The following is a 22,585-nucleotide window of genomic DNA, read 5'->3' on the forward strand; positions in this document are numbered from 1 at the left end:
GATGCCAGCTCTCTACGTGATGATCCCGGCCGCGCTGCTGATCGTGGCCATCGCTGTTTATATCTTTTTCTGGGCAGTCGACAGCGGTCAGTACGACGACCTCGATGGCCCGGCCCACAGCATTCTGTTCGACGACCAGGACCCGAATCACAAGGCAGCGGTCGACGAAGCCAGTGGCCATCCGGCCAAACCGGACGACAAGGCGCCACCTCATGCTTGAGTTGGCGCCGCTGCTGGTGTCTGCGGTGATCCTTGGCCTGCTCGGTGGCGGGCATTGCCTGGGAATGTGCGGCGGCTTGATGGGCGCATTGACCCTGGCGATTCCCAAGGAGCAGCGCAGCCGACGCTTTCGACTGCTGCTGGCCTACAACCTCGGGCGAATCCTCAGCTATGCAACGGCCGGACTGCTGATCGGGCTGGCCGGTTGGGCGGTGGCCAACAGCCCGGCGGCGATGTTTATGCGGGTCATCGCCGGGATGCTGTTGATTGCCATGGGCCTGTACCTGGCCGGCTGGTGGAGCGGCCTGACCCGCATCGAAAGCCTCGGTCGCGGCCTGTGGCGGCATATCCAGCCGGTTGCCAACAAACTGCTGCCCGTGTCGAGCCTGCCTCGCGCATTACTGTTGGGCGCGCTCTGGGGCTGGCTGCCGTGTGGATTGGTCTACAGCACGCTGCTGTGGTCGGCGAGCCAGGGCAATGCACTGGACAGTGCGTTGTTGATGCTGGCGTTCGGGCTCGGGACCTGGCCGGTGTTGCTCGCCACGGGGCTGGCGGCTGAGCGGGTGACGGCGTTGTTGCGCAAACGCAGCGTGCGTATGGCTGGTGGGTTGTTGGTGATGCTGTTTGGGATCTGGACATTGCCCGGGCCGCATCAGCATTGGTTGATGGGGCATTAGATCCGCAAGGCGCCCCTGTAGCAGCTGCCGAAGGCTGCGTTCGAGGACGCAGTCCTCGCAATAAGGTGTACGCAATCTTTCTGAAATTCCCAGGTGGATGGTTTACGACGGCTTCGCCGCCGGACGCAGCCTTCGGCAGCTGCTACAGATCCGCGCTCGCCGTTGATGCAAATCAACATGCCTCACCGCCGCCGCCCCTAGACTCGCTGACACTGCCAGCCTATCCGGGGAATGCCCGCATGATGCTCGACGCCATTCGTTGGGACACCGATCTGATCCGCCGTTATGACCTGGCGGGCCCGCGCTACACCTCATACCCGACCGCCGTGCAATTCGACGGGCATGTCGGCACGTTCGATCTGTTTCACGCCTTGCGCGAAAGTCGCAAAGCGCTGCGCCCATTGTCGCTGTACGTGCACGTGCCGTTCTGCGCGAACATTTGCTACTACTGCGCCTGCAACAAAGTCATCACCAAAGACCGTGGCCGCGCCCTGCCCTACTTGCAGCGCCTTGAGCAGGAAATCCAGCTGATCGCCTGCCACCTCGACCCGGCGCAAAAGGTCGAACAGCTGCATTTCGGTGGCGGCACGCCGACCTTTCTCAGCCACGATGAACTGCGCCAGCTGATGGCCCAACTGCGTAAACACTTCAATTTGCTGGACGACGATTCTGGCGACTACGGCATCGAAATCGATCCTCGAGAAGCGGACTGGTCGACCATGGGCCTGCTCCGTGAACTGGGTTTCAACCGGGTCAGCATCGGCCTGCAAGACCTCGACCCGGTGGTGCAACGGGCAGTCAATCGCCTGCAAAGCCTGGAAGAAACCCGCGCGGTGATCGACGCCGCCAGGACCCTGCAATTCCGCTCGATCAACATTGACCTGATCTACGGCTTGCCGAGACAGACGCCCGAAAACTTCGCCCGCACCGTCGATGAGGTCATCAACCTGCAACCGGACCGCCTCTCGGTGTTCAACTACGCGCACCTGCCGGAACGCTTCATGCCGCAACGGCGAATCAACGCCAACGAACTGCCGACGCCGGCGCAGAAACTGGAAATGCTCCAGCGCACCATCGAACAACTGACCGCTGCCGGCTACCGCTACATCGGCATGGATCACTTCGCACTGCCCGATGATGAACTGGCGATTGCCCAGGAAGAGTCGACCCTGCAACGCAACTTCCAGGGCTACACCACCCACGGTCATTGCGACCTGATTGGCCTGGGCGTGTCCGCCATCAGTCAGATTGGCGACCTGTATTGCCAGAACAACAGCGATTTGAACCAGTACCAAAACAGCCTGGCCTCGTCCCAACTGGCCACCAGCCGGGGCCTGTTGTGCAATGCCGACGACCGTCTGCGGCGCGCCGTGATTCAACAACTGATCTGCAATTTCAGCCTGGAATTCGCGAACATCGAACACACCTTCAACATTGATTTTCGCGGTTACTTTGGCGAGTTGTGGCCACAATTGCGGGCGATGGCCGACGACGGACTGATCGAACTGGATAACGAAACAATCAATGTGCTCCCCGCCGGCCGTTTGCTGGTGCGGTCGGTGTGCATGGTGTTCGATGCGTATCTTGGAGAGCAGAATCGCCAGCGGTTTTCACGGGTGATCTAGACCCAATGGCAAAATCGTCGCGCCTGGATGTCCTCTGGTGAGTTACCCTTACGTCTTATGTGTGTTTTCCCACAAGGATTGAAGAAATGTCCGAGCCAGTAAAACTGCGCGCTCACAGTCAGGCCCATTGCAAGGATTGCAGCCTGGCTCCCCTCTGTTTGCCACTTTCACTGAATCTGGAAGACATGGAAGCGCTGGACGAAATCGTTAAACGTGGCCGTCCGCTGAAAAAAGGCGAGTTCCTGTTTCGCCAGGGCGACACCTTCGATTCCGTTTACGCAGTTCGCTCCGGCGCCCTCAAGACGTTCAGCCTGAGCGATGGCGGTGAAGAACAGCTCACCGGTTTCCATCTGCCAAGCGAGTTGGTGGGCCTGTCGGGCATGGACACCGAAAAACACCCGGTGTCGGCGCAAGCCCTGGAAACCACTTCGGTGTGTGAAATCCCCTTCGAACGTCTCGACGAACTGGCCCTGCAACTGCCGCAACTGCGCCGTCAGTTAATGCGCGTGATGAGCCGAGAAATCCGTGACGATCAGCAAATGATGTTGCTGCTGTCGAAAAAAACCGCCGACGAGCGTATCGCCACGTTCCTGGTCAACCTGTCGGCGCGTTTCCGCGCGCGGGGTTTCTCGGCCAACCAGTTTCGCCTGAGCATGTCGCGCAACGAAATCGGCAACTACCTGGGCCTTGCGGTGGAAACCGTGTCCCGGGTGTTCACGCGCTTCCAGCAGAACGAATTGATCGCCGCCGAAGGCAAGGAAATCCATATCCTCGACCCGATCCAGCTCTGCGCCCTGGCTGGCGGTTCCATCGAAGGCTGATGGCGACGAACGCGGCTGAGCGAAACGGTTCAGCCGCCGTTATACTGCGACGTTTGCAGCCTGCCAGGATTCTTCGACTATGGCCTTCGACGCCTTCGACATCAAATCCCTGATCCGCCCCGTGATCGACTTTCCCAAGCCTGGGGTGATCTTTCGCGACATCACCCCGCTGTTCCAGTCGCCCAGGGCCTTGCGCCTGGTGATGGACAGCTTTGCCCAGCGTTATGTCGAGGCCGACTTCACCCACATCGGCGCGATGGATGCGCGTGGTTTCCTGATCGGTTCGGTGCTGGCCTATCAGTTGAACAAGCCGCTGGTGCTGTTTCGCAAGCAGGGCAAACTGCCGGCCGACGTGTTGGCCGAGGGCTATGCGACCGAGTACGGCGAAGCGTTCCTTGAAGTCCACGCCGACAGCCTGTGTGAGGGCGATTCGGTGGTGATGTTCGATGACCTGATCGCCACGGGCGGCACGCTGATTGCGGCGGCGAACCTGATCCGGCGCATGGGCGCACGAGTGCATGAAGCGGCGGCGATTATTGATCTGCCGGAGTTGGGTGGTTCGCAGCGCCTGGAAGATATGGGGATTGCGACGTTTTGTCTGACGCAGTTTGCTCTTAGCGATAAGTAACAAAAATCAAAAGATCGCAGCCTTCGGCAGCTCCTACAGTGTGTACGCCAACCCACTGTAGGAGCTGCCGAAGGCTGCGATCTTTTTGCATCTAAAGCCCCATCTGCTTGCTGATGATTTCGTTCATCACTTCCCGCGTCCCGCCGCCGATCGACAGAATCCGGTTATCCCGGTACAGCCGCTCCACCAGGCTCTCGCGCATATAACCGAGACCACCGAGGATCTGCACCGCATCGGTGGTGATGCGATCAGCGGTGTCAGTCGCAAAGTTCTTGGCCATGGAAATCTCCTTGATCACGCTCTGCCCCGCCGCCATTTTCGCCGCCTGCCGGTAGGTGAACTCCCGAGAAACCTCCAGTGCCGTGGCCATTTCCGCGAGGCGGTGCTTCAGCACCTGGAACTTGCCGATCGGTTTGCCGAAGGCTTCACGCTGGCGGGCCCATTTCAGGCTCTCTTCCAGGGCCAGTTGCGCGGTCATGTTGGCCATCAGCGCCAACGCCAGGCGTTCGCTCTGGAAGTTGCCCATGATGCAGGCGAAACCCATGTTCTCGGCCCCGATCAAGTTTCCTACAGGCACCCGGCAATCATCGAAGAACAACTCGGCCGTGTCTGACGCCCACCAGCCCATTTTCTTCAACTGACGGCCGACGGTGAAACCCGGGGTGCCCTTCTCGATCAGCAACAGGCTGATGCCGCCGAAACCGGGCGGACCGGTGCGCACCGCGACGGTGTAGAAATCCGCACGGACACCGCTGGTGATAAAGGTCTTGCTGCCACTGACCCGGTAGACATCACCGTCACGCACGGCGCGGGTTTGCAGGTTGGCCACATCGGAACCGCCGCTGGGCTCGGTCACGGCCAAGGCGCTGATCTTCTCACCGGCCAACACCTGCGGCACCACGCGGTCGCGAACTTCAGGGCTGGCCCATTTGAGGATCGGCGGCAGGCCGATGTCCAGCGAACCGAGGCCCGCCACCAAACCACCGGAGCCGCAACGCATCAGCTCTTCGCTGGCGGCTATTTTGGCGAACACATCCCCTTCGTGGCTGCCGCCCAGCGCTTCGGGATAACCGATGCCCAGAATCCCCGCTGCGCCGGCCTTGAGATAGAGTTCGCGGGGAAAGCCTTCGGCTTCTTCCCACTGGTCAATGTCCGGAAGGATCTCGCGCTCGACGAAACGCCTGACGCTGTCGCGGACCAATTGGTGGCTGGGATCGAAGTATTCCTGAAAGGCAGGCATCGGCGAACTCCACTGAAGGTTCAGTGACGTTAACCGAGCGCTTGCTTGGGTTTCAACAGGGAATTTCAAGATCAAAAGATCGCAGCCTTCGGCAGCTCCTACAGGACGCGAGCCGTACCTGATCCCTGTAGGAGCTGCCGAAGGCTGCGATCTTTTGATTTTGTTACAAGGCGATCGGCTTACGCCCGGCAAACGAATGCGCCAACGTTCCACCGTCGACCAGCTCCAGCTCACCACCCAACGGCACGCCGTGTGCGATTCGCGATGCAATCAGGCCTTTATTGCTCAGCAGCTGCGCGATGTAATGCGCCGTCGCCTCACCTTCCACCGTCGGGTTGGTCGCGAGGATGACTTCGGTGAAGGTCCCGGCCTCTTCGATCCGCGTCATCAATTGTGGGATGCCAATCGCCTCCGGTCCGAGACCGTCAAGCGGCGACAGATGCCCCTTGAGCACGAAGTAGCGACCACGGAAACCGGTCTGCTCCACCGCGTAAACGTCCATCGGCCCTTCCACCACGCACAACAAGGTGTCATCGCGGCGCGTATCCGCACATTGCGGGCACAGGTCGTCTTCCGTCAGCGTGCGGCACAAGCGGCAATGGCCCACCCCTTCCATGGCCTGGCTCAACGCCAGCGCCAGACGCGAACCACCGCTGCGATCACGCTCGAGCAGTTGCAGCGCCATGCGCTGGGCGGTTTTCTGACCCACGCCCGGCAGCGTACGCAGGGCATCGATCAGTTGGCGAATCAAAGGGCTGAAGCTCATGGGGAAACGTCCGACTAAACAACGAGACGCGGTTTATACCCGCGCCTCTCTTTAGCGTCAAATACTCAGTCTTGCGCGACCCGCACCACCAGTTTGCCGAAGTTGCGTCCTTCCAGCAGACCGATGAACGCCTCAGGCGCCTGTTCGAGGCCATCGACCACGTCTTCGCGGAATTTCACCTTGCCATCGCGCACCCACGGCGCCATTGCACTGACGAATTCCGGCTGGCGATCGCCATAGTCGTCGAACACGATAAAGCCCTGGATTCGCACGCGTTTGGTCAGCAACGTGCGTTGCAATTGCGGCAAGCGATCCGGGCCGGTCGGGGCTTCATGGGCGTTGTAGCCCGCAATCAGGCCGCACAGCGGAATTCGCGCCTTGGGATTGAGCAGCGGCAATACCGCGTCGAATACTTTGCCGCCGACGTTCTCGTAGTAAATGTCGATGCCTGTCGGGCAGGCCTGCGCCAACTCGGCAGCGAAGTTCGGGCTCTTGTGATCGATGCAGGCATCAAAACCCAACTCGTCGATCACATAACGGCACTTTTCCGCACCGCCGGCCACGCCGACCACGCGCAGGCCTTTGATCTTCGCCACCTGACCGACCACTGAGCCCACCGCGCCGGACGCCGCCGCGACCACCAGGGTCTCGCCAGCCTTGGGCTGGCCGATGTCCATCAAACCCATGTAAGCGGTCATGCCCGGCATACCGAGCACACCCAGCGCCATTGACGGGCTTGGCAGCCCGGACGGCACCGGGATGATGTTGCGGCCGTCGCTGATGCTGTGGCTCTGCCAACCGGTGGAACCGACTACCACATCCCCTTCCTGAAACTTCGGATTCAGCGAACGCTCCACGCGGCTGACCGCGCCCCCGGTCATCACGCCGCCGATTTCGACAGGAGCCGCGTAGGACGGGGCGTCACTCATGCGACCGCGCATGTACGGGTCCAGCGACAGGTAGAGGGTCTTGAGCAGCACTTGCCCGTCGGTGAGTTCTGGCAGCGCTTCGCGCTCCAGGCGGAAATTCTCCGGCGTCGGCGCGCCTGTAGGGCGGGACGCCAGGACGATACGTTGGTTGAGGGTCAATGCGTCTGGCATGTGAGCGTCTCCTTTGATCGGTGAATTTGGCGGTAGTAGGGAGCAGACCTTGGCGGTGGTATGGCGTTCGATGTTTCTAACGGAGGACCGGGTCGCCCCCTTCGCGAGCAAGCCCGCTCCCACAGGGATTTTGTGAACACTGGAGATCCAATGTGGGAGCGGGCTTGCTCGCGAAGGCAGCCTCCCAGACACAATAATTCCAACAGGCAAAAACAAAAATGCCAGGCGCGATGCCTGGCATTTTTTTGTAGCTCATCCGATGCGCTTTAGCGAATCAGAATGGCAGCTTCATGCCCGGTGGCAATTGCATGCCAGCGGTCACGCCGGACATTTTGTCCTGGCTGTTGGCTTCGATCTTGCGCACGGCATCGTTGACGGCGGCGGCGAATACGGCCTCCAGCATCTCTTTGTCGTCTTCGCTCAAGCCTTCGACCAGGCTTGGGTCGATGGTCACGCGCTTGACGTCGTGACGACCGGTCATCACTACGGTGACCATATCGCCGCCGGCTTTACCGGTGACTTCGGCGTTGGCCAGTTCTTCCTGCATCTTGGCCATTTTTTCCTGCATCTGCTGTGCCTGCTTCATCAGGCCGGCCATGCCACCTTTCATCATGGGAATCACCTCAAACGTACTTGGATTAATCAGCGCCCGGCCTTTCGGCCCAACGCCTTCAGTTATTAGCCCTGACTGACCAGAGCTTCGACAGGTTCAATAGTATCGTTACGGACCACCGCACCGAACTGCTGCATCATTTGCTGGATGAACGGATCGCCATGGATCGATTCCTCGGCCTCGCGCTGACGGTTCGCACGGCGCCGGGACGCAGCCTGGGCCGGGGTTTCCTGCTCGGGCTTGATCAGCTCCATGCTCAGGGTCAGCGTACGCCCGTGAAACTGATTCAGCGCATCGTTGAGACGACGTTGCTGGGTCGCATTGAACAAGGCGCTGTGCGCCGGGTCCAGGTGCATCAGCCAATTGTCGCCATCGACCGCGATCAGCGTGCAGTTGGCGGCAATGCTGCCGGTCATGCCGGAGATCGGCAGTTTCGGGAACAGCTCCAGCCATTGCAGGGCCAGCCCGGTGGCGGGCATCGCGGCCGGTTCAGGCTCGGGTTCGGGCACCGGATCGGCGGCGTGTTCGCTGGCCAGTTCATCCAGGTAACTGTAGGCCGAATCCATGTCCGGCTCGATGTAGTCTTCGTCCAGCGGCGGCTCGTCGTCCAGGTCCACACCCGGCGTCGCGGCATCGACTTCGGCCACGGAGGGCTCCGGAATCGGCGCGGCGGCCCACTCCGGCGCGTCCGGCACCACGCTGTCAGGCGTTGGCAACGGCATTGGCGCCAGCTCGGGCTGCTCGCTAGCGGTTTCCAGCACTGGCTCGACGGCGGGTTGCTGGACGGGCTCAGGCTCGACCGGGTCATTCCATGGCAGGTCGACCACGGCTTCGATCGCGACAGGCTCGATCACTGGCTCAGGCGTGACGACGGGCGCAACCGGCTCAGGCTCAGGCTCAGCGGCTGGAACGGGAACTGGAGCAACCGGCGCAGGTGCAACTGCCGCAGCGACTACCGGCGCAACTTTGGGCGCGGCAGCCACTGAATGTGCGGAATCAACTGTGGCCTGGCTGATCCCCACTGGCTTTAGCGGTTGCCTCGGCGCATCCGCGGTGTCGGCCGGTCGGAATGCGAGCATTCGCAACAGGACCATTTCGAAGCCACCACGGGGGTCTGGCGCCAGCGGCAAATCGCGGCGGCCAATCAGGCCCATTTGATAGTAGAACTGCACATCTTCGGCCGGCAGCGCCTGGGCCAGTGCCAGCACCCGGTCGCGATCGCCCTGGCCGTTGTCGACACCTTCAGGCAAGGCCTGGGCGATGGCGACGCGGTGCAGCACGTTGAGAATTTCCGAGAGCACGCCGTTCCAGTCCGGGCCTTGTTCAGCCAGATGGCGGACCCCTTCGAGCAACGCCTTGGCGTCGCCTTCGATCAGCGCATGCAGAACGTCGTAGACCTGGCCGTGATCGAGCGTGCCGAGCATCGCCCGCACGTCGGCGGCCATGACCTTGCCTTCACCGAAGGCGATGGCCTGGTCGGTCAGGCTCATGGCGTCCCGCATCGAACCGTCCGCGGCGCGACCGAGCAACCACAGTGCGTCGTCTTCGAACGGCACCTGCTCGACACCCAGCACATGGGTCAAATGCTCGACCACCCGTTCAGGCGTCATGTTTTTCAGGGAGAACTGCAGGCATCGCGACAAAATCGTCGCCGGAAGTTTCTGCGGGTCGGTGGTGGCCAGGATGAACTTGACGTAGGGCGGCGGCTCTTCGAGGGTTTTCAACAGCGCATTGAAGGAATGGCTGGAGAGCATGTGCACTTCGTCGATCAGGTAAACCTTGAAGCGCCCACGGCTTGGCGCGTACTGCACGTTGTCGAGCAGTTCGCGGGTGTCCTCGACCTTGGTCCGGCTCGCGGCGTCGATCTCGATCAAGTCGACGAAACGGCCCTCGTCGATTTCGCGGCACACCGAGCACTCGCCGCACGGCGTCGAAGTGATACCTGTTTCACAGTTCAGGCATTTGGCGATAATCCGCGCGATGGTGGTCTTGCCGACCCCGCGGGTGCCGGTAAACAGATAGGCGTGGTGCAGCCGCTGGCTGTCCAAGGCGTTGATCAGAGCCTTGAGCACATGGGTCTGGCCGACCATTTCGCGGAACGAGCGCGGACGCCATTTACGTGCAAGAACCTGATAACTCATCGAAAACCGTCGCAACGAAGGAACAGAAGCGGCTAATGCTAGCGGAGCAAGGCCAAAATTGCATCCGGCGCGCTCGTCTAATCTGGCTAAGATGCAGTTTGGGGGGCTTTTATCGGCTCGGGTTTTATCAGTACCGGAGCGTTTATGCGGTTGGCCTTGGGGGCGTTGCTGTTGATCAGCCTGAACGTCGCGGCGACTGACGCGCCGTTGCGCTTCGTTATACCCGATAGTTGGGCGATGCCGATGGTGCAACTGGACCGTGGGCACCCGACACAGGGCATCCTGCATGACGTGATGCTCAGCCTCGCGACTCAGGTCGGTGTACCGGCCGAATTTCACGTGCTGCCTCGGGCCCGCGTGCAAAGCGCCATGGAACACGGCGAGGTCGATATCCGCTGCTATGCCGCACAATCCTGGCTGCCAAATCAATCCGGGGACTACATCTGGAGTATTCCGCTGTGGTTTCAGCGCGATGTGTTGATTAGCCAGCAAGAGCCGGCAGCCTCGATAGTCCCCGCTAACTTGTCGCGACAAAGCATCGGCACGGTGCTTGGCTATAGCTATCCGACGCTGCAACCGTTGTTCGATGCCGATCGACTGCAACGCGAAGACGCGCGCAATCAGGAACAAGTGCTGGAAAAACTCATCGCAGGGCGTTATCGCTATGCGGTGAGCAATGAATGGACGTTGAACTGGTTCAATCAGCGCCTGCTGCCCGACCGCCAACTGAAAGCCGTAGCGGTGTTGGAGGAGCACAGTGTCGGTTGCTTCGTGCGCAACGATCCGAAAGTGCCCGTGCAGCGGATTCTGCGCACATTGTTGCGGATGAAAATGTCCGGGGAGATCGATGACATTATCCGGCTGTATATCGGTGGTGAACCCTCCAGCGAACGCATCAGCCAGCCCTGAGGCGCCGCACATTTTGTAGCAGCTGGCGAAGCCTGCGTTCGGCTGCGCAGCAGTCGTGAAACCTGAGCGCGAGGTATTACTGAAACACCGCATTGCCTGATTTTACGACTGCTGCGCAGCCGAACGCAGGCTTCGCCAGCTGCTACAGATTGTGGCGCTGTTTAAAATTGGGGACGACAAAAAACCGCCCTTGGACAAGGTCCATGGCAGTGTAAAAAAATAAAGTATTTGTAATCAGATACCACGAGAGAAAACTCGCGGGGCGTTATGGAGGCAACCCCACCAGCCACACCCCGGCACACAATGTTCCCGCTGTGGCTGCTTCCTTCCGGATCTGACCAGGTTCACGGGTAATCGTTGCGGGGGGACCGATGGGGTCACCATAACGACGCTCACCTGACGGCGAGCCGCGCCATTGTACCTATCTGAGACGAAGTTACAACCGTTCGGGCGGATTAAAAAATATGAGCAGCGTCAAGGACATGCGCCAGCCTTGAAAAGCGCCGAGCCTTGGGCAGCCCCAGGCTCCATGCAGGCGCCGCCACAAGCCGCGATCCTTTTTGCGCCTACTTTTCCCACTCCGCCTTGGCAATGTGCAAACCGTGCAGCCCTTTGTAGGCTGCGCGCTCAGGCTGGCTCCAGCCCTCCAGCAACGAATCGTCCAAACGATAGATCTCCACGCCCAACGGGCGACAAACGCTCAGCGGATCCTGCGCATCCGGCCCCCACATGGCCAGCGAAAGATCGCCGCCGGGACAGGTTGAAAGCGCACACAGCAAATCGATCTCGGCAAAGAACTCCAGATAGTCGCCCTTCTGCGCCGGGCAGGCTTTCATGAAATACATGTCATCGTGATTCAGGCCGGTGCACTGGAAAATGTTGAGCACGTCATGCACGTCAAACTCGGTCAGCCCATGAGGCAACACCGCGCGAGTCAGGTTCGAGTGGCAGTGATGATGAAAATCCTCGCCAGTGAGCATTTTGTTCACATAAGGATCGCAACGGGTGCCGAGCAAATCATGCAGGCGGCCACCATGTTCGTCGATGCCATAACCGGCCAGGCTGTCATCGGTGATGGTCACCAGCGGCCGCAAAAATGGCAGGTTCGACCAGAGCCGGTCATGAGTGCTGACGTGAGCGCCCTGTAACTGCCGGGTCCGCGCCGCCCACAGGCGTTCACGCGGATCATTGGCGTTCCAGACGTTGAAGTCACCGACTTGCGGCCCGACTGGCGTGGTCACACGAAACACATGCCCTGCCGGCACTTTCCAGGCACGACCGGTGCGGATCGGCACTTCGAACGACTCGATCAGCGTGCGCCCCTCCTTCGTGTCGCGGACTCGCTCATAAAAGGGTTTATCCACCTGCAAGGCTGAGCCTTTGCTGACTTGATAGGCCGCCGGATAGTCTTTGTACATGGCTCAAATCCTCGATCAGTGAGGGGACGAAGGTGCAAGCAATTGCACCAGAAGGTGTTCGGAATCGTCGAGATAAAGGCTCATTGCATCTTCGGCCGCGCGCTTGTCGCCTTCGGCCAGCAACTCATGTATCTGTCGGTCGCGCGCCAGCCAGGGCGCTTGAAAGCGTGATTCATCGGGCGCGGTGCAAAACACCAGGCGCAATTGCGCGACGACGTTGGTGAAGAATTCATTGAACAACGGACTGCGCAGTAACCCGACGATATGCTGATGAAAGGCCAGGCTGTGCGTACCGACGGCGCGCCAGTCCTCACGCTCCCGGGCAAGCTCGGTGGCCTCCAGCGCCTCGAGCATCCGATCGGATTGATACTCGCGCAGCGGCTGACTGGCGCTGATGGCGTGCAGTTCCAGGGTCCTACGCACGTTAAACAGATCCCGCACATCGTCGACGCCGAGTCGGCGCACCATCACGCCCTTGTTGCGGACATAACGGGTCAGGCCTTCCTGCCCCAGGCGATGCAACGCTTCGCGAATCGTGTTGCGGGAGGCGTTGTAGGCCGACACCAGATCGTTCTCCACCAGCGCCATGCCGGGCAGCAAACGACCGCCAATAATGTCGGCGCGCAACTCCAATGTGATGTGGTCGGCCAGGGACAGTCCGCTGCTCATGCTCATCGCCTCGTGATTGTTCAACAATCGTCACTGAACGAGTAATCACTTTTCGTGCCACCAGCTACAGCGCCCTTCGATCAAGTTCGACGCATCTGCATGCTTTTTAGAAGTAGAAGTACAGCCACCATTCAATTTTCATTGGTTAATATGGTGCATTGTTGCGGAGATTCGACATGCGTTACTCGCAGGACCATAAAGCCCAGACACATCAACGCATTATCAAGGAAGCCTCAGAACGCTTTCGTCGCGACGGCATTGGCGCAACAGGCCTGCAACCGTTGATGAAGGCATTGGGCTTGACCCATGGCGGGTTTTATTCGCACTTCAAATCCAAGGACGAACTGGTAGAAAAGGCCTTGCAGGCCGCAGGCGATCAGGTCGACGGCCTCTGCGCCGAACTGTTTGCGCAGGATCAGCCGCTGGACGCGTTCATCGACGCCTATCTGTCCGAATGGCACCAGACGTCGCCCCAGGAAGGCTGTCCACTGCTGACCATGTCATCGGAACTGGGGATGCGCGGGCAGCCGAGCCCGACCACTGATGCGGTGCTCAACGCGCGGCTCGAACAAGTGCAAGGCACACTTGAGGGCGACGACACCGCCGACCGCAGCATCGTCATCATGTCCACGCTGATCGGCGCGTTGCTGCTATCGCGCAGCGTCGAGAATCCCGAATTGGCCCAGCGGATTCTCGACGTCACTCGCGAGTCTCTCAAACAACCCGGGACTAACCCTGCCAGCGCTTGAACAACACGCTCGCATTCACCCCGCCAAACCCGAAGCCATTGGACAGCGCGTATTCGATAGCCATCGGCCGCGCCTTGCCGTGGACGATGTCCACGCCTTGAGCCGCAGGGTCCGGCGTTTCGAAGTTGAGGGTAGCCGGCACGACCTGATCGCGAATCGCCAACAGCGTGAAGATCGCCTCGATTCCACCTGCCGCGCCCAGCAAATGCCCAGTAGCGGACTTGGTCGAAGTGACCGCAATCTTGTTATCGGCGCCAAACAACGCCTTGATCGCCGCCAGCTCCCCAAGATCACCGACCGGCGTCGACGTCGCGTGAGCATTCAGATGCTGCACCTGTGCCGCAGAAACGCCTGCCTGTGCCAGCGCCAGCGACATCGCACGGCGCGCGCCGCTGCCATCTTCCGGGCCTGCCGTCAGGTGATAGGCATCGGCGCTGGTGCCGTAACCGACCAGCTCAGCCAACGGTTGAGCACCGCGGGCCAGCGCATGCTCCAGAGATTCGATCACCAGAACGCCGGCGCCCTCGCCCATGACGAAGCCGTCGCGGTCACTGTCGAAAGGCCGTGAAGCGCGCTCAGGCGTCTCGTTGAAACTACTGGACAAGGCACGCGCGGCAGCAAATCCGGCGAGACTGACACGATCGATCGCCGCCTCCGCGCCACCGCATACCGCGATGTCCGCTTCGCCACAACGAATCAAGCGCGCAGCGTCACCAATCGCCTGAACCCCGGCAGCACACGCCGTCACCGGTGCACCCAGCGGCCCCTTGAAACCATGCTGGATCGAAACATGACCCGCCGCGAGATTGACCAGGAACGAAGGGATAGTAAACGGCGACAAACGTCGCGGGCCACGGGTGTCCGTGGTGCGCACCGCATCGGCTATCGCGCCGAAACCACCCACGCCTGAACCGATAATGGTCGCAGTGCGCTCCTGGGCATTGGCGTCCAGCGCCTGCCACCCGGCTTGTTCCAATGCCTGACGCGCCGCTTCCATGGCAAACGTAATGAAGCGGTCCATCTTCTTCTGCTCTTTGGGCGGTATGGCCCGGTCCGGATCAAAACCCGCCTCTGCATCCTCCGCCAGCGTCGGCACCGTGCCCCCGACCTTGGCCGGCAGATCGGCAACCACCTCGTCCGGCAACTTGCGCAAACCGGAACGCCCCGCCAACAGACGCGCCCAAACCGCCTCGACACCGCTACCCAGCGGCGACACCAGGCCCATGCCAGTTACAACTACTCGACGATCACTCATACCGCTAACACCTCAGGCCGATTCATGGCGCCTCACTTGTAACGCGCGGCGGCAGAACTTTTAGACAGATTCGGCGCCATCACATGACGCGCCGCAACGAAGGCATCCCAATCGGCCGCATTCGGCAATGACGGAATGGTGATCAACTCACCCTGGTCCAGACCCGACAACGCCGCGTCGACCATCTCACCCGCTTCCATGACCATGTCGGCCGGTATCTGGGAAGCATCGATACCGGAGCGCTCCCAGATCTCTGTGCGTGTTACGCCTGGCAACACCGCCTGGACCTTGACCCCTGTGCCATCCAGCTCGGCATTCAACGACTGGGTAAGACTTAACACATACGCCTTGCTCGCGCTGTACGTTGCGTTGAAGCGCTCGGGAAACAACGCCACCACCGAGGCAATATTGATGATCGAACCCCGACCTGCCTTGGCGAAACTGGCAGCCGCTGCCGACGCCAATCGCGTCACCGTCGTAACGTTCAATTGAATCAAGCGCTCCAGCTGATCCAAGTCGGCATTGGCCAACAAACCATCGGCGGCAACACCGGCATTGTTCAGCAACAAACTGATACTCGAATCACTGCGAAGACGCTGCTCCAGCTTCAGCACATCATCCTTCTGCGTGAGGTCGGCCTTCAACACCTCGACTTGAACACCATGCTCGGCGCGCAACTTGCTCGCCGCCGCCTGCAACCGCTGCTCGTCGCGAGCGACCAACAACAAATCAAAACCACGCGCCGCCAACCGCTCAGCGTAAATCGCCCCGATACCGGAAGAAGCACCGGTGACAAGGGCCGTACCTTGGGACTGGGTGGAAGTCATGACTGTGCTCCTGAGAGATGCTTGAGAGGAAATACAAGCGCCCGACGCTTAAGGCGCCGCAGCAGAAAACCAAATTATTATAGGCATAATCCCATCACCATATGATAGCCGTAATTTTCCCCCCACCGACAAAAGGCCCGCCCTTGTAGGAGCTGCCGAAGGCTGCGATCTTTTGATCTTCAAACGCGATCCCTCACGCCAAAACGCAAAAAGGCCGGTCAATGACCGGCCTTCACGGCGCTGAACCTACAAGCTTAGTTCACCTCAAGCTTCTCGCGATTCTTATCCAGAATCGCCTTACCAATCCCCTTCACCTCAAGCAATTCCTCCACCGACGCAAACGGCCCATTACTGTCACGATACGCAACAATCGCCTTGGCCTTGGCCTCACCCACCCCGGACAACTCCCGTTGCAGGGTCGGCGCATCAGCCCCATTCAAGTCAACCTTGCCAGACTGTGCCTTGGAAGCAGTTTCCAGAACGATGGGTGCCTTGCCAGCCTCAACCTTGACCGCCGGCGCGGCCAAAGCACCCATCGAGGCACTAGTCAGCAGGGCAAAAACCAGAGAGTAGAAATAGCCTGTACGCATAAATGAAGCTCCATGACATCAATTGAGAAAGCAGCTTTTCCGAAGCTGCCTCCCAAATTTAGGCGATGTCTGGAGCCTGTCAAAAATGTGTCCGTTACAGGATGTGAAACAATCAGGGCTCGAGGCGACGTTGCTGGTAGATCCAGTCAACGATATCGCCGTCGGGGGTGTAACCGCTGACGGTTTCGCGCAGAATCTGCCGCACGCGAGAGTAATCGTCCTGATCAACGGCGCTCAGCAACTCCGTCAACCGAACCTTGAGCAGATCCCACGGTAGATGATCTTCGTTGGCGCTCATGATCATGGGATGCGGGGTCGCCGCCACGTTGTCGCCAATCAGCAACTCTTCGTAAAGCTTTTCACCGGGACGCAGACCGGTGAATTCGATAGAAATGTCGCCCTGAAGATTCTTGTCCGAACGCACGCTCAAGCCAGACAGGTGAATCATCTTCTCGGCCAGCTCGACGATCTTCACCGGCTCGCCCATGTCGAGAACGAATACATCACCACCCTGCCCCATGGAACCGGCCTGGATCACCAATTGCGCGGCTTCGGGGATGGTCATGAAATAGCGGGTGATTTTCGGGTGGGTGACCGTCAGCGGACCACCGGACTTAATCTGGCTGTGGAAAAGTGGAATCACCGAACCGGAAGACCCCAGCACATTGCCAAAGCGAACCATGGTGAAGCGAGTTTTGTTGACCCGAGAGACATTGGCTTTGTCACCAAACAACACCGGGGCGATTTCACGGCTGAGCGCTTGAAGAGTCAGCTCGGCCAAGCGCTTGGTGCTGCCCATGATATTGGTCGGCCGCACGGCCTTATCGGTGGAAATCAGCACAAAGTTGGAAACACCCGACTGCAACGCCGCTTGAGCAGTATTGAGCGTGCCAATGACGTTGTTCAGTACGCCTTCAGCAATGTTGTGCTCAACCATCGGCACATGCTTGTACGCGGCGGCGTGATAGACCGTCTCCACGCCCCAGGTCTTCATCACATCCAGAAGTTTGTCCTGGTGACGAACGGAACCCAGGATCGGCAGCAGACGCACAGGCACCGACTTCCGGCTTCCGCGCTGCTCCAGCTCCGTCAAAATGCTGTAGAGGTTGAACTCGCTGTGATCGAACAGCAAAAGCGTGGTCGGACCAAGCGAATAGATCTGCCGGCAGAGCTCCGCACCAATCGAACCGCCCGCGCCAGTGACCATCACGGTCTTGCCTTTGATACAACGCTCGAGCAAGTCCGGTTGCGCAGGCACCGAATCACGCCCCAGCAAGTCCGCAATATCCACTTCCTGGATGTCTTCGACCTTTACCCGGCCGCTGGCCAGGTCAGTGAAGTTAGGAACGCTTCGGATGTGAAGCGGATAACGCTCCAACAACGTGAGAATTTCCCTACGACGCGCACGGGTGGACGACGGCAGGGCCAGGAGGATTTCCTGTGCACCTGTTTCATCGATCATCTGTTGAATGTGCTTGGGTTTATAGACTTGCAGCCCGGCAATCGATCGTTCCGCAATACTTGGATCATCGTCCAGAAACGCCACCGGACGCATGACCCGACCCATCCGCAACGCCGCTACCAGCTGATTGCCCGCCACACCGGCGCCGTAGATAGCGACCTTGGTCAACCCATCATCGCGACTGGTGAAGGGCATATGTTTTCCACCGCTGAACCAGTCGCCCATGAAATATTGACGCATGCAGAGGCGCAGGCCGCCGATGATGACGAGGCTGAGCCACCAGTAATTGAAAACGATGGAGCGCGGGACTATGGCTTCGTGATTGCTGTACCAATAGACGACGAGCGCCAGGATAAGCGCTGAAAGGCTGACGGCTTTGATGATGGCAACAAGTGCGTCATTGCCGAAATAGCGCATGACCGCACGGTACATGCCAAAACGTATAAACAAGGGAATAGCAATAACAGGCGCGCAAACGAAGAGCCAGAGATGGACTCTCAGTGGGTTGTACATATCGTCCAGGCCCAGACGTACGATAAATGCCAGCCACAATGCAACCCAGACCAACACAATGTCCGTGGCCACCTGAATCAGCCTTTTTCGGCGCCGAGGAAGCCCTACCAGAAACCCTCTGACTTTACCCATGGACGCTTCGAACACTCTTTCCCCTCCTGGTAGCAACCTGTTCACATTCTTCAAATGCGCCTGGTGATCACTTTAAACCTAATAACACAGTAGTTTTTGCTTAGTTCTATATCGCCGGGACTTCAAGTTCTCCGGCATGAAACTTTATAGCCAGCGCGATCAATGGTGCGTAAGCCAAAACGACACCCAACGCGCCATCCAGACCAAAATGCGTCACGCACAGGGCTATCGGCAACAACCAGAGGACGTTGATCACACCGACCGCAATAGTGACCGGTAGATGCTTGCCGAAACGGCGTGAAGCAAACTGGTAGGCATGGCTGCGATGGGCTTCATAGACTTTGTCCCCTCTAAACAGACGGCGGAACAGTGTGAACGTCGCGTCAACGATGAACACCCCGAGCAGAATCAACCAGGCCCAAAGCATTGGGGCACTGACCCACGCGGCCTGCAGAGAAAGACCACCCAGGATGATGCCCAGAAACCCACTGCCGGCATCGCCCATGAAAATCCTTGCGGGAGGGAAATTCCAGTAAAGGAAGCCTGCGACGGAAGCTGCAAGCAACAGGGTGGCCCAAACCAGACTGTCCAGACCCGCTAACCAATAAAGCAGGCTGGCGCTCAGGCAGGCACAAATCGCTTCGACGCTGGCGATGCCGTCGATTCCGTCCATGAAGTTGTAGAGATTGAGCAACCAGACCAGATAGAACACGCCGAGCAGATACCCGAACCATGAAAGCTCTAGATTGACGCCAAGCACGACAATCGGTGGCGAACCACCCAGCCAAAACAAAACCCAGGCTGCTCCGGAGAAATGTCCCAGCAATCGCCAGCGGGCGGCGATATGGCCGTGATCATCCATAAAGCCGATTAAAGCGACAAACGCCCCCGAACCCACAATGCCAACAAAATGCGCCAATGATAGCTGCCCGATAACCCAGAGCATCGTAAGAGCCAACAAAAAAGCAACTACTATTGCTACCCCGCCTCCGCGAGGGGTGGAAATCGAGTGTGAACTCCGCTCATTGGGGATATCCATCAAACTGCGTGACAGTGCATAGCGGCGAAGTACTGCGGTGAGGAACAGAGAAATGCCGGCGATAACCGGTATAAACCACCAGAAGTTCATGTTTTGTGATGTTCCAAAAAGTGTTGTGCTGTCCTACGGAGGGCATCGTCCATTTTGACAGGAGGCGTCCAGTTCAACAGCCTTGCATTTTTACTGATGTCTACCTGAAGGGAGCCAAGCAGGCGCTGGCCGTGTGAGACTTTGCCTATCATCACAAGCGCGCATTGCAAAGCCCAACTCGGAAAAGGGAATAAACGTGCAGACTTACCTAAAGCCCGGCCTATCTTACATAACAACTCTGTGGTGGAAACATCCTCACCATCACTAGCTAAGAACGTTTGGTTAACAGCTCCTGGATGCTGCAGACAGATAACTATAAGATCAACCAGATTATCTAGCGCAACAAAGCTTCGACTATTATGAACAGCCCCAAATGGCAAAGGTATCCCTTTATACAGCCATCGCATCAAACTCAAAAAATTTGCTTTTACCCCCACTCCATATATCAGCACCGGCCGGATAATCACCACTTCCATAGACGTCGCAGCGGCTATTTCGCGAAGTCCCCGCTCCGCTTCAAACTTAGAGATCCCGTAAGGATCAACTGGAGCCGGAGATTCATCTGCTGTGAAGGCCTCACCTGGTCGGGTAAATTCCCCATTGACTTTGATAGAGCTAATAAAAATAAAGCGCTTGACGCCCGCAGATGCGGCTTGCCGGGCGAGATTAAGTGTGCCATCGACGTTGACTTCACGAAACGCTGATAGGGGATCGACAGAGACCTCTTTCATTACGTGCACACGCGCAGCGGCATGCACCACAATATCAACATCACGAAGTGCATGATGCCAATCAGCAGCCCCGTCTAGACTGGGCATCGGCAGTAAACGCACGCCAGGAGGGAGAACAATATCCTGGCTCCTAACAGCTGCAGTTAGCGTCAGTGATTTAATTGAACTCAAATGCCTGATTAACGCCCCCCCCAAAAAGCCAGAAGCTCCGGTGACGAGGATAGATGCAGAGCTCATGTCAACGACTCATTAAAATAAACACCATAGATAGTAATACTGCCAACCTACGTAAGCAACCTATTAAAACAAAATACACCTTCACCCACACTTAAAAAACAAAATCTCTTTAAAACTATAACCAAACCACTAACCTCTAACCTCTAACCTCTAACCTCTAACCTCTAACCTCTAACAAATACCATACTCGCGCTCGCAAGCGTCATAACAAACTACGATAAAGGCTAGCGTAAGAACTAACCATCGAATCAACAGAAAAAAACTTCTCGCAGCGAACTGCTGCAGCCTTTCCCATAGCTTCAGCAAGCGATGGATTTTGCCAAAGTTTTCGCATCGCATCCGCAAGAGCCTTTGAATCACGCGGAGGAACGACTAACCCAGTCTCATCTGCAATATTAATGTAAGTTGTTCCCGTACCAATTTCACAGGATATTAGGGGCCTACCGTACATCGCCCCCTCAAGCAATGAGATTCCAAATGCCTCTGAACGCAGATGGGAGGGGAAAACCAATGCGTAGCAAAGACTCAGCAATGCAAATTTGTCGTCATCAGCCAACGCACCCAAAAAATGAACATTATCAATCCCTAATCGTTCGACCTGTTGCCTCAACTCGTGTTCAAGCGGTCCAGCGCCGACAATAGCAACTGGGAGATTAGTTTCCTTTGCCGCCTCCAGCAGAAAATTCAATCCCTTATAATAACGCAGCGCTCCAACAAATAGAAAAAAACGCTCTCCGAGATGACTTCGCCAATATTCCAGCTTCTCAGGCGAAGCTTCTGGATATGTAGCCTTATCAAGTCCAAACGGAATAACAGAGACTTTACTTTTAAACTCCTCCAGGACGGAGCTACTCTCAACATAATTAGGAGAGGAGGCGACAATCTTATCGACATCAGTAAGAAAGCACCGCATCAAAGGCCGATAAAGCTTCAGCAGAATTTTTTGTTTCACAATATCCGAATGATACGTTACTACCGTCGGCTTTTTTAATCGCGAGGCAAAATGCACTAAATCCATGTAAGGCCAAGGGAAGTGATAGTGTATTACATCCGCATCCTTTACCAATTCAACAAAGTCTTTAAAGGCCGAAATTGAAAAGCCTGTAGACGCTATTTGTAAATCCTGCTTTGAACGATGGCTCACATGATTGGCCACTCGCATTCCCCGTTCAGCCCCTTCCCGACTCAAGTACAAAACTTCAGATTCGATGCCGTGCTTGATGCAACCTTCCGCTAGCTGGAAAATGACTTGTTCAATCCCGCCCATAGTCTCGGGATAGTAAGTTTTGAAAAAATGCAGAACCTTAATCATTAGTGTTTTCGAACCTTATGATTGTTAATGGGACCCAAACCCCAAAGCAAAATCTCCGACCTCAGGCTTCCAATTGTACATAAGCTAAAATTATTATCAAGATAGCGACATTAGTCATTTTAGATAAGCAATAGACTCATTCGCGTCAACCAACCATCACTTGATGCAAAATAAACCCTCTGCTGGTTCAACACGACCCAACCCCGCAACCTTCATCAACATGAAATCCAGCAAACAATAATTCAAAACGATAAAAACTTTAAAATGGTATTAATCGATCTTAAGCTGCGGGCAGCTTGCTTCAACCACCAACCAAACGCCACTCCACCCACTCATAAATGGAGACTTGAAATAGCAATCTATTTCTAAACCTCTGCGCTGGGTGACTGCTCATATTTTTTGACCAGGTAGTTGCGCATGGCGGTCTCCTCAAGAATGCGATCCAAGCGCAGGCCAACATTTGGCGTAAGCACGTGACCCCGTAGAGCGCTGCTGCCATTTCCGGATCGCTGTAAGTTCTGTATCGGATGAATCCGCAGCATGACTGCCAATCGATACGTCGGGCGACCACCAATGCCATATAGATAAAGCAGCTTGATTCAGGCAATCAAGCCCCTTCAGGGCACGACCTGATCCATCTCGATAGCGGGGGTGACTAAGTTTGCCGGCACCCGCATCAGCGATGCGTTATCCGCCTAATCGAGGCGCAACCGTCCAGTCCGTGTAAGCCGGGCATTCCGCCAGAGATGAAAACCACTTTCATGCCCCCTAGGTTAGCCATAAATCATATTGTCAAACCACTCCGACTGAGGTAGATTTCAA

Annotated in this window: 21 protein-coding genes and 1 other RNA gene; 7 read left to right on the plus strand and 15 right to left on the minus strand. The window is 57.6% G+C overall.

Annotated elements, in window-relative coordinates:
- Position 1: 1 nt before the first annotated feature.
- From ccoS to ACA052_RS20270, 5 genes are all read left to right on the plus strand, one after another.
- On the plus strand, positions 2 to 220 hold the full coding sequence (gene ccoS / locus ACA052_RS20250; RefSeq protein ID WP_462026379.1) for a cbb3-type cytochrome oxidase assembly protein CcoS: 219 nt from the start codon (positions 2 to 4) through the stop codon (positions 218 to 220).
- Positions 213 to 896 carry a sulfite exporter TauE/SafE family protein gene (locus tag ACA052_RS20255; RefSeq protein WP_497646488.1) on the plus strand — a complete coding sequence of 228 codons (684 nt, stop codon included), beginning with the start codon at positions 213 to 215 and terminating at the stop codon, positions 894 to 896. Before ccoS ends, ACA052_RS20255 begins: the two co-directional genes overlap by 8 nt.
- Positions 897 to 1,138: 242 nt before the next feature.
- Positions 1,139 to 2,521 carry an oxygen-independent coproporphyrinogen III oxidase gene (gene hemN, locus ACA052_RS20260; RefSeq protein ID WP_497650367.1) on the plus strand — a complete coding sequence of 461 codons (1,383 nt, stop codon included), beginning with the start codon at positions 1,139 to 1,141 and terminating at the stop codon, positions 2,519 to 2,521.
- An 86-nt stretch (positions 2,522 to 2,607) separates the two neighbouring features.
- A complete protein-coding gene (fnr, locus tag ACA052_RS20265; RefSeq protein ID WP_497440547.1) occupies positions 2,608 to 3,342 on the plus strand; it encodes a fumarate/nitrate reduction transcriptional regulator Fnr in 735 nt (244 codons plus the stop codon).
- A gap of 79 nt (positions 3,343 to 3,421) precedes the next feature.
- Positions 3,422 to 3,970: an adenine phosphoribosyltransferase gene (locus ACA052_RS20270; RefSeq protein WP_497646489.1), complete on the plus strand. Its 549-nt coding sequence runs from the start codon at positions 3,422 to 3,424 to the stop codon at positions 3,968 to 3,970.
- A 91-nt stretch (positions 3,971 to 4,061) separates the two neighbouring features.
- On the opposite strand, the gene ACA052_RS20275 is transcribed toward ACA052_RS20270, so the two are convergent.
- From ACA052_RS20275 to dnaX, 5 genes are all read right to left on the minus strand, one after another.
- On the minus strand, positions 4,062 to 5,210 hold the full coding sequence (locus ACA052_RS20275; protein WP_497646490.1) for an acyl-CoA dehydrogenase family protein: 1,149 nt from the start codon (positions 5,208 to 5,210) through the stop codon (positions 4,062 to 4,064).
- 163 nt (positions 5,211 to 5,373) lie between these two features.
- A complete protein-coding gene (gene recR / locus ACA052_RS20280; protein WP_497646491.1) occupies positions 5,374 to 5,976 on the minus strand; it encodes a recombination mediator RecR in 603 nt (200 codons plus the stop codon).
- Between the two features lie 65 nt (positions 5,977 to 6,041).
- Complete coding sequence (gene curA, locus ACA052_RS20285) at positions 6,042 to 7,076, minus strand: NADPH-dependent curcumin/dihydrocurcumin reductase (RefSeq protein ID WP_497646492.1); 1,035 nt, start codon at positions 7,074 to 7,076, stop codon at positions 6,042 to 6,044.
- Positions 7,077 to 7,350: 274 nt separating this feature from the next.
- On the minus strand, positions 7,351 to 7,689 hold the full coding sequence (locus tag ACA052_RS20290) for a YbaB/EbfC family nucleoid-associated protein (protein ID WP_007905413.1): 339 nt from the start codon (positions 7,687 to 7,689) through the stop codon (positions 7,351 to 7,353).
- A gap of 65 nt (positions 7,690 to 7,754) precedes the next feature.
- A complete protein-coding gene (gene dnaX, locus ACA052_RS20295; RefSeq protein ID WP_497646493.1) occupies positions 7,755 to 9,830 on the minus strand; it encodes a DNA polymerase III subunit gamma/tau in 2,076 nt (691 codons plus the stop codon).
- Between the two features lie 144 nt (positions 9,831 to 9,974).
- Between dnaX and ACA052_RS20300 the strand changes: the two genes are divergently transcribed.
- Positions 9,975 to 10,739, plus strand: a complete 765-nt coding sequence (locus ACA052_RS20300) for a substrate-binding periplasmic protein (protein WP_497646494.1) — start codon at positions 9,975 to 9,977, stop codon at positions 10,737 to 10,739.
- A 277-nt stretch (positions 10,740 to 11,016) separates the two neighbouring features.
- Here the strand turns inward: ACA052_RS20300 and ffs are convergent.
- The 3 genes from ffs to ACA052_RS20315 all read right to left on the minus strand — a co-directional run bounded on the left by ffs (position 11,017) and on the right by ACA052_RS20315 (position 12,826).
- Positions 11,017 to 11,113: signal recognition particle sRNA small type (ffs, locus tag ACA052_RS20305), an RNA gene on the minus strand.
- A gap of 192 nt (positions 11,114 to 11,305) precedes the next feature.
- Positions 11,306 to 12,157 (minus strand): urea carboxylase-associated family protein, encoded by an 852-nt coding sequence (locus ACA052_RS20310; RefSeq protein WP_497646495.1) that lies wholly within the window; start codon positions 12,155 to 12,157, stop codon positions 11,306 to 11,308.
- A gap of 15 nt (positions 12,158 to 12,172) precedes the next feature.
- Entirely contained in the window at positions 12,173 to 12,826 is a 654-nt protein-coding gene (locus tag ACA052_RS20315) for a GntR family transcriptional regulator (RefSeq protein WP_497646496.1), read from the minus strand.
- Between the two features lie 176 nt (positions 12,827 to 13,002).
- Between ACA052_RS20315 and ACA052_RS20320 the strand changes: the two genes are divergently transcribed.
- The gene (locus ACA052_RS20320; protein WP_497646497.1) at positions 13,003 to 13,575 is read left to right on the plus strand and encodes a TetR/AcrR family transcriptional regulator; all 573 of its coding nucleotides are present in this window, start codon (positions 13,003 to 13,005) and stop codon (positions 13,573 to 13,575) included.
- On the opposite strand, the gene fabF is transcribed toward ACA052_RS20320, so the two are convergent.
- The 7 genes from fabF to ACA052_RS20355 form a co-directional block, all read right to left on the minus strand.
- The gene (gene fabF / locus ACA052_RS20325; RefSeq protein WP_497646498.1) at positions 13,556 to 14,830 is read right to left on the minus strand and encodes a beta-ketoacyl-ACP synthase II; all 1,275 of its coding nucleotides are present in this window, start codon (positions 14,828 to 14,830) and stop codon (positions 13,556 to 13,558) included. The genes ACA052_RS20320 and fabF overlap by 20 nt on opposite strands.
- A gap of 32 nt (positions 14,831 to 14,862) precedes the next feature.
- Positions 14,863 to 15,657 carry an SDR family NAD(P)-dependent oxidoreductase gene (locus ACA052_RS20330; RefSeq protein ID WP_497646499.1) on the minus strand — a complete coding sequence of 265 codons (795 nt, stop codon included), beginning with the start codon at positions 15,655 to 15,657 and terminating at the stop codon, positions 14,863 to 14,865.
- Positions 15,658 to 15,911: 254 nt separating this feature from the next.
- Positions 15,912 to 16,247 (minus strand): ComEA family DNA-binding protein, encoded by a 336-nt coding sequence (locus ACA052_RS20335; protein ID WP_497646500.1) that lies wholly within the window; start codon positions 16,245 to 16,247, stop codon positions 15,912 to 15,914.
- Positions 16,248 to 16,359: 112 nt separating this feature from the next.
- Entirely contained in the window at positions 16,360 to 18,354 is a 1,995-nt protein-coding gene (locus tag ACA052_RS20340; protein ID WP_497650368.1) for a polysaccharide biosynthesis protein, read from the minus strand.
- Positions 18,355 to 18,460: 106 nt separating this feature from the next.
- A complete protein-coding gene (locus ACA052_RS20345; protein WP_497646501.1) occupies positions 18,461 to 19,483 on the minus strand; it encodes an MraY family glycosyltransferase in 1,023 nt (340 codons plus the stop codon).
- Positions 19,480 to 20,451, minus strand: coding sequence for a UDP-glucose 4-epimerase family protein (locus ACA052_RS20350; RefSeq protein ID WP_497646502.1), 972 nt, complete (start codon positions 20,449 to 20,451; stop codon positions 19,480 to 19,482). The genes ACA052_RS20345 and ACA052_RS20350 overlap by 4 nt, the downstream gene beginning before the upstream one ends.
- A 202-nt stretch (positions 20,452 to 20,653) precedes the next feature.
- Entirely contained in the window at positions 20,654 to 21,760 is a 1,107-nt protein-coding gene (locus ACA052_RS20355) for a glycosyltransferase family 4 protein (RefSeq protein ID WP_497650369.1), read from the minus strand.
- Positions 21,761 to 22,585 lie beyond the last annotated feature (825 nt).

It is taken from the genome of Pseudomonas sp. LBUM1644 (assembly GCF_059716195.1).

What these genes read in the sequence shown, in the direction of transcription:
- hemN (WP_497650367.1), top strand. Translation starts at nt 1,139, where the DNA reads ATGCTCGACGCCATTCGTTGGGACACCGATCTGATCCGCCGTTATGAC.
- ACA052_RS20330 (WP_497646499.1), bottom strand. Translation starts at nt 15,657, where the DNA reads ATGACTTCCACCCAGTCCCAAGGTACGGCCCTTGTCACCGGTGCTTCT.
- ACA052_RS20255 (WP_497646488.1), top strand. Translation starts at nt 213, where the DNA reads ATGCTTGAGTTGGCGCCGCTGCTGGTGTCTGCGGTGATCCTTGGCCTG.
- fnr (WP_497440547.1), top strand. Translation starts at nt 2,608, where the DNA reads ATGTCCGAGCCAGTAAAACTGCGCGCTCACAGTCAGGCCCATTGCAAG.
- recR (WP_497646491.1), bottom strand. Translation starts at nt 5,976, where the DNA reads ATGAGCTTCAGCCCTTTGATTCGCCAACTGATCGATGCCCTGCGTACG.
- fabF (WP_497646498.1), bottom strand. Translation starts at nt 14,830, where the DNA reads ATGAGTGATCGTCGAGTAGTTGTAACTGGCATGGGCCTGGTGTCGCCG.
- ACA052_RS20335 (WP_497646500.1), bottom strand. Translation starts at nt 16,247, where the DNA reads ATGCGTACAGGCTATTTCTACTCTCTGGTTTTTGCCCTGCTGACTAGT.
- ACA052_RS20290 (WP_007905413.1), bottom strand. Translation starts at nt 7,689, where the DNA reads ATGATGAAAGGTGGCATGGCCGGCCTGATGAAGCAGGCACAGCAGATG.
- dnaX (WP_497646493.1), bottom strand. Translation starts at nt 9,830, where the DNA reads ATGAGTTATCAGGTTCTTGCACGTAAATGGCGTCCGCGCTCGTTCCGC.
- ACA052_RS20300 (WP_497646494.1), top strand. Translation starts at nt 9,975, where the DNA reads ATGCGGTTGGCCTTGGGGGCGTTGCTGTTGATCAGCCTGAACGTCGCG.
- ACA052_RS20270 (WP_497646489.1), top strand. Translation starts at nt 3,422, where the DNA reads ATGGCCTTCGACGCCTTCGACATCAAATCCCTGATCCGCCCCGTGATC.
- ACA052_RS20275 (WP_497646490.1), bottom strand. Translation starts at nt 5,210, where the DNA reads ATGCCTGCCTTTCAGGAATACTTCGATCCCAGCCACCAATTGGTCCGC.
- ACA052_RS20340 (WP_497650368.1), bottom strand. Translation starts at nt 18,354, where the DNA reads ATGGGTAAAGTCAGAGGGTTTCTGGTAGGGCTTCCTCGGCGCCGAAAA.
- ACA052_RS20345 (WP_497646501.1), bottom strand. Translation starts at nt 19,483, where the DNA reads ATGAACTTCTGGTGGTTTATACCGGTTATCGCCGGCATTTCTCTGTTC.
- ACA052_RS20310 (WP_497646495.1), bottom strand. Translation starts at nt 12,157, where the DNA reads ATGTACAAAGACTATCCGGCGGCCTATCAAGTCAGCAAAGGCTCAGCC.
- ACA052_RS20320 (WP_497646497.1), top strand. Translation starts at nt 13,003, where the DNA reads ATGCGTTACTCGCAGGACCATAAAGCCCAGACACATCAACGCATTATC.
- curA (WP_497646492.1), bottom strand. Translation starts at nt 7,076, where the DNA reads ATGCCAGACGCATTGACCCTCAACCAACGTATCGTCCTGGCGTCCCGC.
- ACA052_RS20350 (WP_497646502.1), bottom strand. Translation starts at nt 20,451, where the DNA reads ATGAGCTCTGCATCTATCCTCGTCACCGGAGCTTCTGGCTTTTTGGGG.
- ccoS (WP_462026379.1), top strand. Translation starts at nt 2, where the DNA reads ATGCCAGCTCTCTACGTGATGATCCCGGCCGCGCTGCTGATCGTGGCC.
- ACA052_RS20315 (WP_497646496.1), bottom strand. Translation starts at nt 12,826, where the DNA reads ATGAGCAGCGGACTGTCCCTGGCCGACCACATCACATTGGAGTTGCGC.